Origin of the sequence: Clostridium sp. UBA1652 (assembly GCF_002320975.1) — a bacterium.
GTDB lineage: Bacteria > Bacillota > Clostridia > Clostridiales > Clostridiaceae > Clostridium_T > Clostridium_T intestinale.
The window spans coordinates 1-15,174 of record NZ_DCLI01000030.1 but is presented as its reverse complement, the minus strand read 5'-3'; the positions used below and the strand labels follow the sequence as shown (position 1 = coordinate 15,174).

The following is a 15,174-nucleotide window of genomic DNA, read 5'->3' as shown; positions in this document are numbered from 1 at the left end:
CTTTATTAAAACATATATATTTAGAATTTCTTTAGAAGAATAGTTTAACTCATCGTAATTAGCTGTAGTAACTATATACCAATCCCATGGCTCAAAATATGTATAATAGGCTACTTTCCTAATATCATTGTATGTATACTCTATTGTTCCTTCTTTAGAGGAATAAATCTTTTGAAAAAAATCATAATTACTAACATTTTTTCCTTTATCAGATGGATGAATTATTACATTACCATTTGAATCTAATATGTAAGCATATCCTGTTTCTCCTATCTTAATGTTACTTAATGTTTCACTTAAATAATTATTAATAACCTTATTCCCTATACCGATTGCTCCTATAATATTTTTATGACTGTCAAGTAAAGGCTTCATTCTAGTAACATATCCAGAGCCTTGGATTAAAATACTTCCTATGAATTCTTCATTGTTAAGTATTTTTTTATAAGCATCTGTATCACTTGAAATATATGTACCTAAAACGCTCCTATCATCAGCTGCTATAGTACTAGATACTCTTATTAGTTTGTCATTATTTAATAAAAATATTGTTGCAACAGCTCCAGTAGACTGCTTCAACTTATTGACTAGTGTATTATCTAATGTTAGGTTCTGATTACCAGCATATAAAATTGGAAGGGTAAATTCACCAACTTTTACGTAGTTATTATAATCTACATTGAAGTTGTTAAAGTTATTTAATATTGAACTTGCGAAGTTCAAATCTCCATAAGATTTTTCGATAAGTAAGTCATTTCTGACACTAAGAGTAGTATCAATAGATTGTGTTAATCGTTTACTTTTCTCATTAATCTCTTTTAAAACTGCTGATTTAGATTTTTGAACTGTAAAAAAACCTAATATACTTACTACAAAAATAATTAATCCCAAATAACTAATTATAAGTTTATACATAATTTTCATATAAAACCCTTCCCCTACCATCATTATATAAATAGGCTACTTTATTTAATTCTATAAATTAGGATATTTTGTTAATTATACCATGAAAATGGCACGAAATCATTGTCTTTTTTTTAACAATTAGTAAATATTATAAAATTTAATCGAAAAGTGTCTCATTATTAATAGATTTGTCATATATTATATTAGACCATTATAAGTTAGCTTTGATAATTTTAATGATTCTCTTGCCCGTCAACATCCTATCTATTGTGCTAGTTAATGGATAGGATGTTTTTAATTTAAAAATAATATCGAAACTTGTAACAAGTAATTTTAATTAAGCATAGGATATATTAATTGAGGATTAGATTATTTTCCAAAGTTTTCACCTCCTTGAAGGCTTTTGTTAAATCTAAAAAAATATTGCTCCTTCATCACTTAAGATGTAGGAGCTTTTTTATTTTTTAGGAAATTATACTGCTCATAATCGCCTTGGCGACTTTTTTAGAGTCCTAAAAGTTTTCTCCAAGTATTCTGCCCAACTATTCCATCAGCTGATAATCCTTGTGCTTTCTGAAAATTTATAACTGCTTGTTTAGTATTTACCCCAAAGATACCATCAGGAATTGTACCAACTTTTTCTTGAATCCACTTAGTTATATTACCTTGAGCTCCTTGTTTGATTAGTGGAGCGGCAGCTAAAGTCTTAGGGCCAGCTATTCCATCTACTACTAATCCAGAATTAAACTGTATATTAAATTTTTTTTGTAGTTCTCGAATAATATTATTCCCACTATTTGATTCTTGCCTTGGTGGTTCTACTGGAGTTTGCTGATTGTTTATAAATATTCCTTCTGTAAAATTGTTTAAATCAACATTACCATTGATACCTGATACTCTTCCGTTTGAGGTATATTGATGACCTACTACATTATAGAATCCAGTTGCCATTGGAGCACTAACTCCATAATGAGCTATCCATGCTTTATATCTTTTGATTCTGCTATCTAAATTATCTCGTCCAAAATACCCACCAGTATATATTATACAATCCAAACCTGACAACTCTTTGAACTTAGCTAAAAATTCTAAACACCTATCAGTTATTTGTGATGCATTTCTATTCTGAGAATTATTTTCTATATCCAAAACTGGAATTATTTCATAACTTTTATTTTTTATAGCATTATAAAATTCTACAGCTTGTTCAGAAGGTGAGGTTTTTTCACTCATAAAGTGATAAAATCCTACTGGGAAACCAGCATTTTTTGCTCCTTGATAATGTGATTCTAGCTTGGGATCTATAAATGAAACTCCTTCTGTTGCTTTTATTATTACAACTTGTACTGCGTTTTTTAGTGCATTAAAATCTACATTCACTTGGTAGTTTGATATATCTATTCCTTTTAACATTATACACTCCTCCTTTTATCATTTTTTATTATTCAACATTAAACTATATGTTTTAAGTTTTAAATTGTTCCATAATGATAGTAATTAAAAACACTAATTTCCTTGGAAATATTTAACATATAAAATTCTATAAAAACTTTGTAATTGATAAAATGACTTTAGTCTATTCTGCTGAAAAGGCTAAAAAAAAGGCAGAAGATATATCTTCTGCCTTCAAGAAGGAATTTTGGTGTTTGTAATGAGAAATTTCAATTTAAATATATATGATATACATAATCTAATCAATAATTAGCTCACTAAAGTAATTATTACGTGCATCGAAACTAAATAACGATTTAAAATATATATACTGTAATTAAATATAGAAAGCTGGACAATCGTCCAGCTTTCTATATTTTTAGATTGTTTTATTACTATGATTCCATGAACATTTTCATGTCATCTTCAACATTAGTTATTCCACCGATACCAAAGTTTTCTACTAAGACTTTTGCAACATTTGGTGAAAGGAATGCAGGAAGTGTTGGTCCTAAATGAATATTTTTAACACCTAAGTGTAGTAATGATAATAATACTATTACAGCTTTTTGTTCATACCAAGCTATGTTATAAGATATAGGTAATTCATTTACACTCTTCAATCCAAAAACTTCTTGAAGTTTTAGAGCAATTACAACTAATGAATATGAATCATTACATTGTCCGGCGTCTAACACTCTTGGAATTCCTCCAATATCACCTAGGTTTAATTTGTTGTACTTATATTTTGCACAACCAGCAGTTAATATAACTGTATCTTTAGGTAATTTTTCAGCAAATTCTGTATAGTAGTTTCTAGATTTAGCTCTTCCATCACAACCGGCCATAACAAAGAATCTTTTTATTGCACCAGTTTTAACAGCATCTACAACTTTATCAGCAAGTGCTAAAACTTGGTTGTGAGCAAATCCGCCAACTATTTGTCCCTTTTCTATTTCTGTTGGTGCTTTACATTTTTTAGCCATTTCAATAACTTTAGAAAAATCTTTGGTTCCATCAGATTTAGCTTCTATATGTGCACATCCTGGCATTCCAGTAGCACCAGTTGTAAATAATCTATCTTTATAAGAGGCTTTAGGTATAACTATACAGTTAGTTGTCATTAGAATTGCTCCATTAAACTTCTCAAACTCTTCTTTTTGTTTCCACCATGCATTACCATAATTGCCTGCGAAGTGACTATATTTTTTGAATTTTGGATAGTATTGTCCAGCAAGCATTTCACCATGAGTATATACATCTACTCCTGTTCCTTCTGTTTGCTCAAGTAGCATTTCTAAATCTCTTAAATCATGTCCAGATATTAATATTCCAGGATTTTTTCTAACACCTATATCAACAGTTGTTATTTCAGGGTGTCCATAAGTTTCAGTATTAGCTTGATCAAGTAGTGCCATACCATCTACTCCGAATTTACCTGCTTCTAATGCAAGTCCAACTAAATCATCTACTGTTAAATTATCGTCTATTGTAGAAGCTAGTGCTTTAGCCATAAATGCATGAACTTCATCGTTATTATATTTTAAGTTCATAGCATGCTTCATGTAAGCCGATAATCCTTTTAATCCATAAGTTATAAGTTCTCTTAGACTTCTTATATCCTCATTTTCAGTTGCAAGTACTCCAACTGTTTCAGCCTTTGCATCAAATGCTATTGTATTATCTGCAGTCCATGATGCAGCATCTGGCATTATAACTTCAGTAGTTTGCATTCCAAATATTTTCTTGAAGAATCCACCAGTTACTCTTACCTCTCCAACTTGTCCGCCTGAGTTTACAACTTTAAGTTTTAAAATTTCTCTTAATCTTAGCGTTTCTTTTACTCTATCTAATATAGAATCTCTATCAAAATTAGCATTTGTAATTGTTGTAAATAAGTTTTCAGTAATATATTTATCAACAACGCTATCTATAACTCCAACTTTTCTTCCTTCATTGCTTACTATAGCTAGCCCTTTAGTTACATATATTAACAAATCTTGAGCCTTTGCTACGTGTTCGTCTTTACCACAAACCCCTACCTTAGTACAGCCAGTACATCCTGCTGTTTCTTGACATTGATAACAAAACATTGACATATTATGTCCTCCTATTGGTCTATTTAATATTTATTATTTTTATTTATGATTCCTTGACTTCAACGAATTAAAGTTTACTATATTACTCATATTTAATGCTGTAACATAAGTTACAATCAAATTTTTTTTATAAATAAGTTTATCAATATCAATTTAGATAAAATAAGAGTTAGGAAAATTTACATTCCTAACTCTTATTTTTTATCTATATTTTTTTAACAAATTCAGATTTTAATTTCATAGCTCCAAAGCCATTAATTTTACAATCTATGTTATGGTCGCCTTCAACCAAACGTATTCCTTTAACTTTTGTTCCTTGCTTTAATGGCGTTGAACTTCCTTTTACTTTAAGATCCTTAATTATAGTAACAGAATCACCATCATTTAGAATATTTCCATTTGAATCTTTTACAATTATAACATCTGCATTCTCATTACTTCTGGAATCTAAAGTCCATTCATTTGCACATTCTGGACAAATAAAAACATCTCCATCCTCGTAAGTATATTCTGAATTACACTTTGGACAATTTGGTAAACTTGTCATAAATATATTTCCTCCATTAGTAAAGTTTATTTTTCAATAAGTTATAGTATCATAATTGTTGTACTTTTACAAATTTAATCAAAGATAAGAAGTGAGCATATTGTTTATTTTTACATATTACTTGATATAATTAAAGTATAAATCTAATAAAACATGAGGAGATATAAAAATGAAACTTAGTGCATTTAACTATGGAGCTAATGCCGTTTGCTTCATAAAAAATGAAAAGAAATACGGTATGATATGTGCTTGGGCAATGCAAGCTGATTATGATAAAATTCTATTGATGCTTGGCGCTCAAAGTATAACAGGTAAAAATATTGCAAAAGGTGACATTATAGGTGTCAGTTCATTAAATGAACATCAACAAAATATAGTTGATGCATTAGGATTTAGTCATTCTGATAATAATGATAAGTTTACTAATATACAATATACTATTAAGGATTCTGCTATTTTAATAGATGGGGCTAGTAATGAGATGATTATAGAAGTAACGGATGTATTACATCTAGAAGGTATTGAGGAAGATTATTTAGTTTATGGAGTTGTAAAATTAGCTAAAAGTAATGAAACTAAAAAATACACATTATAAGTTTGAAGTATATGAAAAAACTCAATAAATAAATTTATTAAGAAAGAAAAGGAAAACCCGATTAAATGAGTTTGAAACCTACATTTTATTGGGTTTTAATAGCATTAATTAATAATTATACTTTAATATTTTTATACCAGTTATATGATTTTTGGATTTCATCTTCATCTTTATAAATATTCATAATATCAGCTAGTTTAAAAGCAAATTCTATAAATGCCTGTCCTGTTGAAGTGATTATGTTCCCATCTACAACGATATCTTCATTAAGTATTGTTGTGTTTTAAAAAAACTGTATATAGTCAGCATCAATTTTTAATCCATCACTATCTCCAGTACATTTTTTATAGTCTAATAAACCATAGGCTGCCATTAATTCCGTTCCACCACAAATACCTGCAATAATCTTATTGTTTTCATCTATAGATTTAATAAAATCCTTAAGCTGCGAATTATCATAAAGATATGAGGGATTACCTCCAGGTATTATAAATAAGTCTATATCATTAGGATTAAGTTCATTAATCATTTTATCAGGTAGAAATCTTTGTTTTTCTTCACTGACATATACTTTATTCTCCATAGCAACTGTAACTAAGTTTTGAGAGGAAAACTCAGCAGCTACGTGTACAACTTCAAATTCACAAAAACCATCATAATAAAAAATACATACATTCATTTTATAATCTTCACTCCTTTTAATTATAAGTTTTTAGTGTGGCAATTATTTCATTTGCAACAAAATATAAACTTTCTTCTTCAAATATCCAGCACTTATCTGCTATTATAAATAATAATGACTGACACCTGTATGTCAGTCATTATATTTCTTATATATATTTTTTATATATATTTTCATTTCTTCTCTTAATTCTATTGGAGCTATAACTTCACATTTATCTCCAAATCCTAAAATAAACTTTTTTAATCCATCGTCTTTTGGAAATTTATCTTTTACTACATAAAAATTATTTTCTACAACTTCGATTTTGTCTTTTGAAAAGTACTCACCTAATTGCTCTCCAATATCTGATGAAAATTTTAAAGTAACACTAATACTATTTTTTTCATAACCTTCTCTAAGTTTACTTTTAATTTTCTCAATAGATATTAAGTCTTTTACGAAATTTTCACCTAATCTTAAATTACGTATTCTAACAAGCTTAAACTTTCTGTAGTCTTTTCTTATTCTACAGTAGGCAATAATATACCAGTGACCGTCAGAAAACTCTATTTGAAGTGGTTCAACTATTCGTTCTTCGTATTCCATATTCCTATTGATGTACAGAAATTCTAATAGTTTAGAATCTTCAATCCCTTTATTTATCAAAAATAAATATTCTTTCAATTCTTGTTCCATACTAAAATGAGACATATCTATACTAAGTTTGTCATAGCTGTACTCTTGTGAATTTTTTAGGGTTTCAAATTTAAGTGTTATATCATTAAATTCTTTATTATTTCCAAATAGTGTTTTTAAATTATCCATAACTGCAATAAGTGGTTCAATTTCTTTTTTATTAAAGAATAAATCATTTAAATTATAGTTTTTCATAAGATAGTAACCCCCTCCAGTGCCCCCAGTAGATGCTATAGGAACTCCAGCCTCACCTATCTTCTCTAAATCTCTATATATAGTTCTTAAGGAAACTTCAAAATGCTCTGCTAACTGTTTTCCAGTTACTAAGCCTTTTTGAGAAAGTATTATTATAATTGATAACATTCTATCTGATCTCATAATATAAATAAATTAACTCCTATTATATAAATTTACCATTGTTTGAGGAATATATATAGTTATATAGATAGCTATATAACTATATATAGTGTTCATGCGGGGTTGAGGGTTTTTTACGAAAATCAATGCTTTATCTAGAAGCCATGTTTTTCTAACCATGCAGATAATTTTTTTTCACGAGCTGACGCTTCACTATCTTTATATTTAGTAAGCATAAGTTCATCATGAATGTTTCCATCTAGGAGATAAATAACTCTGCTTGCTCTTGAGGCAACTTTAGAATCATGAGTAACTAGGATTACTGTAGTACCTTCTTCATTAACGCTGTTTATTATATTCATTACTTCTTTAGAAGTGCTGCTATTTAAAGCTCCAGTAGGTTCATCTCCAAATAAAATACAAGGATTGTTAATAAGTGCCCTGCATATTGCTGCACGTTGAAGTTGACCTCCAGATACTTTTTTTATATCGTGAGCAGCAATATTTAATATCCCTGTTTTTTTCATTAATAGTTCCCCGTGACTATTGACTTCATCTCTTGATAAAAGTCCGGATTTAAATCCAGGAAGAATTATATTATCCCTAATGGATAGATTTTTTAAAAGATGAGAGTGCTGAAAAATAAATCCCATTTCTTTTAATCTTACTTCACTGATTTTTTCTTCAGGAAGTTCTGAAATATCTCTATCATTAAGAAGTACTTTACCTGATGTTGGACGATCCATACCACTTATATTATAAAGAAGTGTTGATTTCCCAGAGCCTGACTGGCCCATAATTGCTATAAACTCTCCTTCTTCCACTTTAAAACTTATATTATTTAGAATCTGTATATTATCAAAACTTTTACTTAAATTTTTTACATCCAAAATTGTTCTCACCTTATACCTCCAACTACTCTATTCTTTTACTATAGATGTAATTTCGAATTTTTTTCTTTTTCTCATTACTGCTAGTATCACTATGTGTATAAGAACTATTAATACTATAGGAAAAACTATATACTCAATTAAACTATTTGTTATAAGATTAATATTTTTAATTCCTATACCTGATATTGATAAAGCAGCATTTACTAAACTTTCGCCAATTAAATTGGTTAAAAGTATCCCTAATATAATCCCAAGTATAGAAACTCCACTAACTTTAATCATGTATTGCTTTTTTATATCTTTTTCAGAAAATCCAATGGCTTTTAGAATTGATATTTCAGAGAAATCTTTTGCAAGACGGAGTTTTAAAAACAGTATTGTTATAAGCATTACTAAAGAAGTTCCTATAATTATTATAACTATAACAATAGTCTTAAGCTGTTTTGAAACTCCACCAAGGGTTTGATTAATAAATTCTCCCATTGAGTCTACATTTACGCCTTCACCTAGAATTCCCCCCCACTCACTAGATTTATTTTTAACATCAGTTTTACCTTTAAGATTAACTGAAAAGGAGTATTTAGTTGAAGGAAGAGTAGAAAATTTATATTTAGACTTTGATGTATTTCCACCACTTGTAACATCTTGATAAACTCCTGAAATATTGAAAGTGTGCTCTTTTCCATCATATAAAATAGTTATGGTGTCACCAACAACCTTTTTTATTTCATTTGAGTTAATGTAGGAAATAGCGACTTCATTTTCCTCAGAAGGAGCTTTCCCAGTTAGATACTTAAGGCCATTTCCTGCATTGTCACCACTATCTATATCCATGTTTGTATACACATTATCTGCATTTAAAACTTTGACTCTTATGGTTTTATATTCATAGTAATTATTAATAGAAGGATCGTTAGTGAGAATTTTTTTTACATCAGAATACTTTGCTTCAAGTTTATCTCCATTTTCTATTTCAATAAGAATATCTTCTTGTGAACTTCCCATATATGTTATAAACTCTGGCGATTCAAAAGTTTTTAAAAGGTTCACTGGAACCATAATCATGACTATTGATATAGATACAACTGAAAGAACAATTAACCAACTTTTAAAGCCATAAAGAACTTCTCTTATTCCCATTAACCAATTAACAGAAAGTTTTTTTGACTTATATAATCCATCTTTTGTAGATTTTTTCTTTTTATCAAATACATTTCTATTTACAAGTGCATCAATTACAGTTATGTTTTTTATTTTCTTTAAGGTTTTTTTACAATAGTGATTAATCAGAATGAAAACTATAAAGTTAGCAACAAGTCCTAAAATAATTGATAAAGGGTGAAGTTTCATATTTCCAAAGGTTGAACTAATATGTCCTGTAAATAAGCTACTACTTATTAAAGCAATGACATATCCTAAAACTACACCTGAGAGAGAAAGAACTTTATATTTATTGAAATAAATTCCTCTTATATCTCTAAAATTTAGCCCTATAGCTTTCATAGTTCCTATTTCATTTATTTCTTCCTCTAGCGCTGTCATGATAGTAAATCTTATGCAGATAAAAGCAACTAAAATTAAAAGAATACTTACAACAAAAAGTATAAACACTGTGACTATATCAGTTAAGGCACTCATAAGAAATATTATTGAATAAGTTACTAATTGGCCATTTTGTGGAAGTTCTGCATCTTGATAAAGTGTTTTGAAGCTTTCTCCATCATTTGAGTTATCAAAATAAGCCTCAATAAGATATTCATTCTTTAAAGATCCATTAGAAAGAGTATCAAAATCTTTATCGCTTATTAGTATTCTAGTAGAAGAAGCCATAGATGAGTTCATCATAGAATCTAATATAAATTCCTTAATTACGAACTCTTTTTTAGTATTGTTGATATTTAAAATAAGATGATCACCGATTTCCATATGATACTGTTCCTTTAAAAGCATAGGAACTCCTACTTCCCCATCTTTAAGAACTACTTTTTTGTGGTTAGTATCTAGAAGGAGATCTCTATTCCTATTCTGCTTTATAAGACTAATATCAAGTCGACAGTCAGAGAGATTATAGTTATAACTATTTCCTACTATATTAATATTTTCACCATAAACAGTAAGCATATTAACTATTTGACTATAAGTAACTTGTTTATTTTCTGACATAAACTTATTTATTTTTTCTTCATCAATCTCACCCTTATGCATTTGAAGAAAATGGGGAGGGGCGGCAACCTTATATAAGTCAGAAATTGAAGTAAATGTTTGTACTGCCATTAGAACTGAGCTAACTGCAAGCATTGATGAAAATATTATGAAGAAAAGTAATGCCATGTTAATAGCTTTATTTTTTATAAAATCATTTTTTATTATTGACCATCTCATCTAAAAACCCCTTTCTTTAAATAGTTTTATAAACGAATTTTCAGAAACATCAAGCATTTTCTCAAGAACTGAAATTAAAGCTTCCATTATTTTGTTTTGAGATTCTCCGTCAAATTCAAAAATACCTTCATCAGTTAATATAATGGAGGAGGCTAGAAAAATTTGCATATATTCTAAAGGAAATTTACAACGCCAAACTTTTCTATCGACACCTTCTTTAATAATTTTTACTAAGATTGGAGCTACATCTATAACAATTTGATTTAAAATCTTCTGATGTAATAAGGCATTTTCAGTTTTATGCATTTCATTTATCATTCCACTATCTAGCTGATCTATTATTCGCATAGACATAAAAGCTCCCATTAGTTTCTCTTCTAAAGTTATAACATCATTATTAGCTACTTCATTAACTTTAGTTATTACAACATCTTTATATCTAGAAACAATAGCATCAAGAACTTCTTCTTTGGATTTGAAGTAATGATAAAAAGTTCCTTTTGCAATTCCAACCTCTTTTAGAATGTCATTTATGGTACATTTATCATAACCCTTTATGTGAAACAACTTTTCAGCAATATCAAGTATTTCATTTCTTCTTTCATCATGTTCCTTAGTAATTCTCATAAATTTCACCTCATTCTATAACTAGACCGACCGTCAGTCTAGTTATAGAATAGTATATCATTTAGTTACTGTCAATATATTTTATTTATGAATATAAAAATAAAAATGCCGCTACTTTTAATTTAAGTAGCGGCATTTAAAACTTTATTTATTTACTAAACAATAACAACGTCCTTAACTCCATTTTTATGAGCAATTAATTTTAACTGCTCCATAGTATCAAGAGTCGGACTTTTCATATTTTTAATCTCTTCTCTAACCCCAAGTGCTCTAAATATAATAAGTTTGTATCTAATGTTTAAGTTACTTTTGCCTATTATTTTAGATACCATCTCAACAGTTTCTTCATTATTAAAAATATCAGGAACTACTACAGTTCTAACTTCATAAAGTTTATCAATAGAAATTAAATACTCCAAATTGTTTAAAACATTTGTATTATCAAATTGAATATATTTATTATGGGTATCTTTATCCCAAACCTTAACATCTAACATCACTTTATCACATAACTTAGTTAATTCATTCATTTTTCTAAAATCTTTTGAACCATTGCTATCAATGAAGCAAGTCAGATTTTCTTTCTTAGCTCTTTTAAACAAGTCTACTAAAAATTCCTCTTGTAGAGTACATTCCCCGCCAGAAACAGTAATTCCGCTTATGAAGGGTTTATAGTTCATTATCTCCTCCATTACTTCATCTGCTGACATAGACTGTACTTTTGCACTACTACAACTATTACAAGTCTTTATACAACTATCACAATTACAGCAGTTAGCTTTATCCCATAATACTCTTCCATTATCTTTAGTTAATGCTTTTGTAGGGCATGATAACAAACATAACCCACAATTAGAACACAAATTGATGGTTTCAGGATTGTGACAATAAATACAGTTAAAATTACAACCTTGGAGAAATATTGAGGTTCTATTTCCAGGTCCATCAACTGAACTAAATGGAATTATCTTATTTACAATTCCCTTCATTATCTCACCTTTCTATCATAAACTCTTCCATTTCTTACCTGTCCTTGTCCAAGAACAACAGTATCTTGAAGAGTTGCTTCTCCTCTATTTAACTTTTCAATTTCACTCCTCTTAACTAGGTAACCAGTAATTCTTATAACATCAGAATCTGAGGAATAAAGTGAAAAATATCTTACGCCTTCTTTAAATGCACCTTGAATAATATTTAATATAAACTCAGGATTATTTATTGAATTTTTTTCAAACGGAAAAATATCTCCTGTTCCTGATGGAAAATACTTGTGGAATCTAGATATTTGTTTTAAATGCTTCCATAATTCAGGTTCTTCTCCAATTGGAACTCTTGTACCAGGACTCGTATTTATGTCATCTCCAATACCAACTTGAGCGTGAAGAAGTAATCTTTGTCCAGTTACTACACAATGTTCACTTTCATAGTTTTTAATAAATTCGTCCATTGTGTCCATTATTCTTACACCTAAGTCATCAGCAAGCTTTGAATGTCCAAACTTATCTTCAAGCTTTTCAGCTTTTAGTAATATATTTACGCACTCAGCAAGTCCAACTACTCCAAACATTGATGTAAATCTATCTTTACTTATAAAACCTTCTTTAGCTAGGAAATTAGTTTCAAAGAAGGTGCTTTCCTCAACTACATATCTTATTCTTTCATTTATAAAATCTGCCATATGTTTCATAGCATTTGGTAACTTATCATTTATGAAATCTTCGATGTCTGTTGCTGTCTCTGCAAGATTAGATAATCTCATTCTAACTAAAGTATGAGCTCCTCCCCCAATATGCAATCCATTATAGCAACTAGCTATCCCATATTCGCCAAGCTCAGACTTAAACATATCATCGTTTGCAAAACTTGGTTTAGCTGTTAATAAAGCTGTTTTTATAGCATCCATTGCAAACTCATCAGAAGTTTCAGAATTATATTTTAAAGTTAAATTTGGAATTGCATCCTGTAATTCTCTTTCAACTTCAAGAATTAGTTTACCAGCTTTAGTAGCTTTAGGACCTAAGTTTCCATGACAAAATGAATCTGTAATTGTTCTATCTATTTGAGTTAAAAACAATCTAATTGCAAGTTTAGCTTCTTTTTCATCAGTAATAAATGGTTCTAATAGTTGATCTATACTGCCGATATATACTGGCATAGAAGTAATTGATGGTACATGTTTATACATGATTAATAAATTACTTGTAGCTTCCCAAATGTTAGTTGGAGGAGTAAGGTTTAAAAACTTAGAACCTTCTTTCATGAACTTTTCGTAATTAGGAAGTATATATCTTGGTCTATAAGGTACATTACCTTCAAATAAATCGCAAATTATTCCTGCATCTCTAAGTTTTTGAGTTTCTTCAGAAATATTTAAAACATTCACACTGTTTTCAGCATATTTAGCAAGTTCAAGAACTTTTTGCTCATATGTTAAAGTACTATCTTTTACAATTCTTTCGATATCATTCATAATAATCTCCTTTGTACAATAAATAATTAACTTTTGTTAGGTTTTAAATAATATTAAAACCTAACATTACTATTAATATTATAACACATATTTATAATAAAAAGAGTTAATCAAATAATAGTGATATTTAATTATAAATTGGAAATAAGAAACTTAAATTCTAAGTGAACCACGGAATCCTCTTACACCATAATAGGAATCTGCTCCATTGTGGTATACGAAAACATTGTTATATCTAAAATCTCCAAATATAGCACCACCTAGTTTTCTGATTTCAACAGGTGTTTTTAGCCAACTTGAAGTCTTTGTGTCAAATTCTCCAAGTGTTTGAAGGTAACGATATTCTTCTTCTGACAATATTTCTATACCCATATAATTTGCCATCCCAATGGCACTATTTTGTGGTTTATGTTGTTTTCTTGACTCCAAGGCTTCATTATCATAACAAACACTTCTTCTTCCTTTAGGAGTTTCCTTAGAACAGTCATAGAAAACGTATTCGTCAGTAATTTCATCATAGCCAACAACATCCGGTTCTCCATCTGTTAAATCCATTTGATTAAGAGACCAAAGTTTTTTAGGGTTAGAGTCTAGCTTCACTTTTACGTTTTCCCATTCTATACTTTTATGTCTGTGCATATTTTTCTCAAAACGCACCTTCAATGTATGTAATAAACTTTCATGCTCTTCCACTGATAGTTTTCTCATTTCATTTTGCATAACATGACCTCCTAAAATAATATTATTTTGAGTTAAAATCTATTTTGAAAAAGTTACCAAAAGAAGCTGTTTTTAGTAGCTTCTTTTACTTAAGTAGTTATATATATTATATAGTATAACCTGTATTTTTACTAAATTAATTATTAAAGCTAATTCATAGAGATATTTTTTCTATAAAATAGCTTTTCAACTAAGTAGGTAATCACAGTAAATACACCCATGATAGATAAGTATTTTGATAATGTATCTAAGATATTGGAGCTTCCTAGTCCTATTTTATTAGGCATATTCTCATTAGCGGTTCTTTCAGCTTTATTACGATCTTTATTTGAATTATTAAAAGTATCTCCATCACCTTCTCCAACTTGGAAGTGTTCATTTGATTTTATGTTTCTATTTTCTTGCTTATCAACTGAATAATTAATATTAAATATGCGTATTGTTTTTGAAAAATAATTAACTGATGTCATGTTATATAATCCCAAAGCTAGTACTAAAACAGCCATGGCTTTTAATATATAATTAAGTGGTTTAATGGTTTTATTTATGTTAACTAGCTTCTTAAATACATTCATTATCCACTGCCAATGAAGTCCAACATGGATACCTATAAGCGCTAAAGCTATAAATGATGCTGAAGCATGTGTTGACTTATTGAAAAAGCTGTTATGAATATTTAATCCACTAAAGGTAACTTTAGATATAAAAATACCGCTAATAATGATTATAGCCATATCTAATAATAAAAGGAGGTTAATAACATATCCAATGTCATTAAGTTAGGAAT

Annotated in this window: 14 protein-coding genes; 1 reads left to right on the top strand and 13 read right to left on the bottom strand. The window is 28.9% G+C overall.

The window, feature by feature from the left end; translation table 11 throughout:
• The 4 genes from B3N22_RS04615 to B3N22_RS04600 form a co-directional block, all read right to left on the bottom strand.
• Positions 1 to 924: Cache 3/Cache 2 fusion domain-containing protein (locus tag B3N22_RS04615; protein ID WP_286905198.1), on the bottom strand; the 924-nt coding region annotated here is incomplete at its 3' end.
• 486 nt (positions 925 to 1,410) lie between these two features.
• On the bottom strand, positions 1,411 to 2,319 hold the full coding sequence (locus B3N22_RS04610) for a GH25 family lysozyme (RefSeq protein WP_286905197.1): 909 nt from the start codon (positions 2,317 to 2,319) through the stop codon (positions 1,411 to 1,413).
• A gap of 413 nt (positions 2,320 to 2,732) precedes the next feature.
• Positions 2,733 to 4,436 (bottom strand): hydroxylamine reductase, encoded by a 1,704-nt coding sequence (gene hcp, locus B3N22_RS04605; RefSeq protein ID WP_286905196.1) that lies wholly within the window; start codon positions 4,434 to 4,436, stop codon positions 2,733 to 2,735.
• A gap of 205 nt (positions 4,437 to 4,641) precedes the next feature.
• Positions 4,642 to 4,983: a zinc ribbon domain-containing protein YjdM gene (locus tag B3N22_RS04600; protein WP_286905195.1), complete on the bottom strand. Its 342-nt coding sequence runs from the start codon at positions 4,981 to 4,983 to the stop codon at positions 4,642 to 4,644.
• Positions 4,984 to 5,152: 169 nt separating this feature from the next.
• Between B3N22_RS04600 and B3N22_RS04595 the strand changes: the two genes are divergently transcribed.
• On the top strand, positions 5,153 to 5,578 hold the full coding sequence (locus B3N22_RS04595) for a PNPOx family protein (RefSeq protein WP_073016380.1): 426 nt from the start codon (positions 5,153 to 5,155) through the stop codon (positions 5,576 to 5,578).
• A gap of 283 nt (positions 5,579 to 5,861) precedes the next feature.
• Here B3N22_RS04595 and B3N22_RS04590 read toward each other — a convergent pair whose 3' ends face one another.
• From B3N22_RS04590 to B3N22_RS04550, 9 genes are all read right to left on the bottom strand, one after another.
• Positions 5,862 to 6,257, bottom strand: coding sequence for a DJ-1/PfpI family protein (locus tag B3N22_RS04590; RefSeq protein ID WP_286905194.1), 396 nt, complete (start codon positions 6,255 to 6,257; stop codon positions 5,862 to 5,864).
• A 135-nt stretch (positions 6,258 to 6,392) separates the two neighbouring features.
• Positions 6,393 to 7,301, bottom strand: coding sequence for a helix-turn-helix transcriptional regulator (locus B3N22_RS04585; RefSeq protein WP_286905193.1), 909 nt, complete (start codon positions 7,299 to 7,301; stop codon positions 6,393 to 6,395).
• Between the two features lie 149 nt (positions 7,302 to 7,450).
• A complete protein-coding gene (locus tag B3N22_RS04580; protein ID WP_286905192.1) occupies positions 7,451 to 8,197 on the bottom strand; it encodes an ABC transporter ATP-binding protein in 747 nt (248 codons plus the stop codon).
• Between the two features lie 18 nt (positions 8,198 to 8,215).
• The gene (locus tag B3N22_RS04575; RefSeq protein WP_286905191.1) at positions 8,216 to 10,570 is read right to left on the bottom strand and encodes an ABC transporter permease; all 2,355 of its coding nucleotides are present in this window, start codon (positions 10,568 to 10,570) and stop codon (positions 8,216 to 8,218) included.
• Positions 10,571 to 11,197 (bottom strand): TetR/AcrR family transcriptional regulator, encoded by a 627-nt coding sequence (locus B3N22_RS04570; RefSeq protein ID WP_286905190.1) that lies wholly within the window; start codon positions 11,195 to 11,197, stop codon positions 10,571 to 10,573.
• Positions 11,198 to 11,352: 155 nt separating this feature from the next.
• Positions 11,353 to 12,189, bottom strand: coding sequence for a YjjW family glycine radical enzyme activase (locus B3N22_RS04565; RefSeq protein WP_207650332.1), 837 nt, complete (start codon positions 12,187 to 12,189; stop codon positions 11,353 to 11,355).
• The gene (locus tag B3N22_RS04560) at positions 12,186 to 13,667 is read right to left on the bottom strand and encodes a YjjI family glycine radical enzyme (RefSeq protein ID WP_073016397.1); all 1,482 of its coding nucleotides are present in this window, start codon (positions 13,665 to 13,667) and stop codon (positions 12,186 to 12,188) included. The genes B3N22_RS04565 and B3N22_RS04560 overlap by 4 nt, the downstream gene beginning before the upstream one ends.
• Positions 13,668 to 13,820: 153 nt before the next feature.
• Positions 13,821 to 14,387: a DUF4256 domain-containing protein gene (locus B3N22_RS04555; protein WP_286905189.1), complete on the bottom strand. Its 567-nt coding sequence runs from the start codon at positions 14,385 to 14,387 to the stop codon at positions 13,821 to 13,823.
• Between the two features lie 149 nt (positions 14,388 to 14,536).
• The gene (locus B3N22_RS04550; RefSeq protein ID WP_286905199.1) at positions 14,537 to 15,145 is read right to left on the bottom strand and encodes a DUF4405 domain-containing protein; all 609 of its coding nucleotides are present in this window, start codon (positions 15,143 to 15,145) and stop codon (positions 14,537 to 14,539) included.
• Positions 15,146 to 15,174 lie beyond the last annotated feature (29 nt).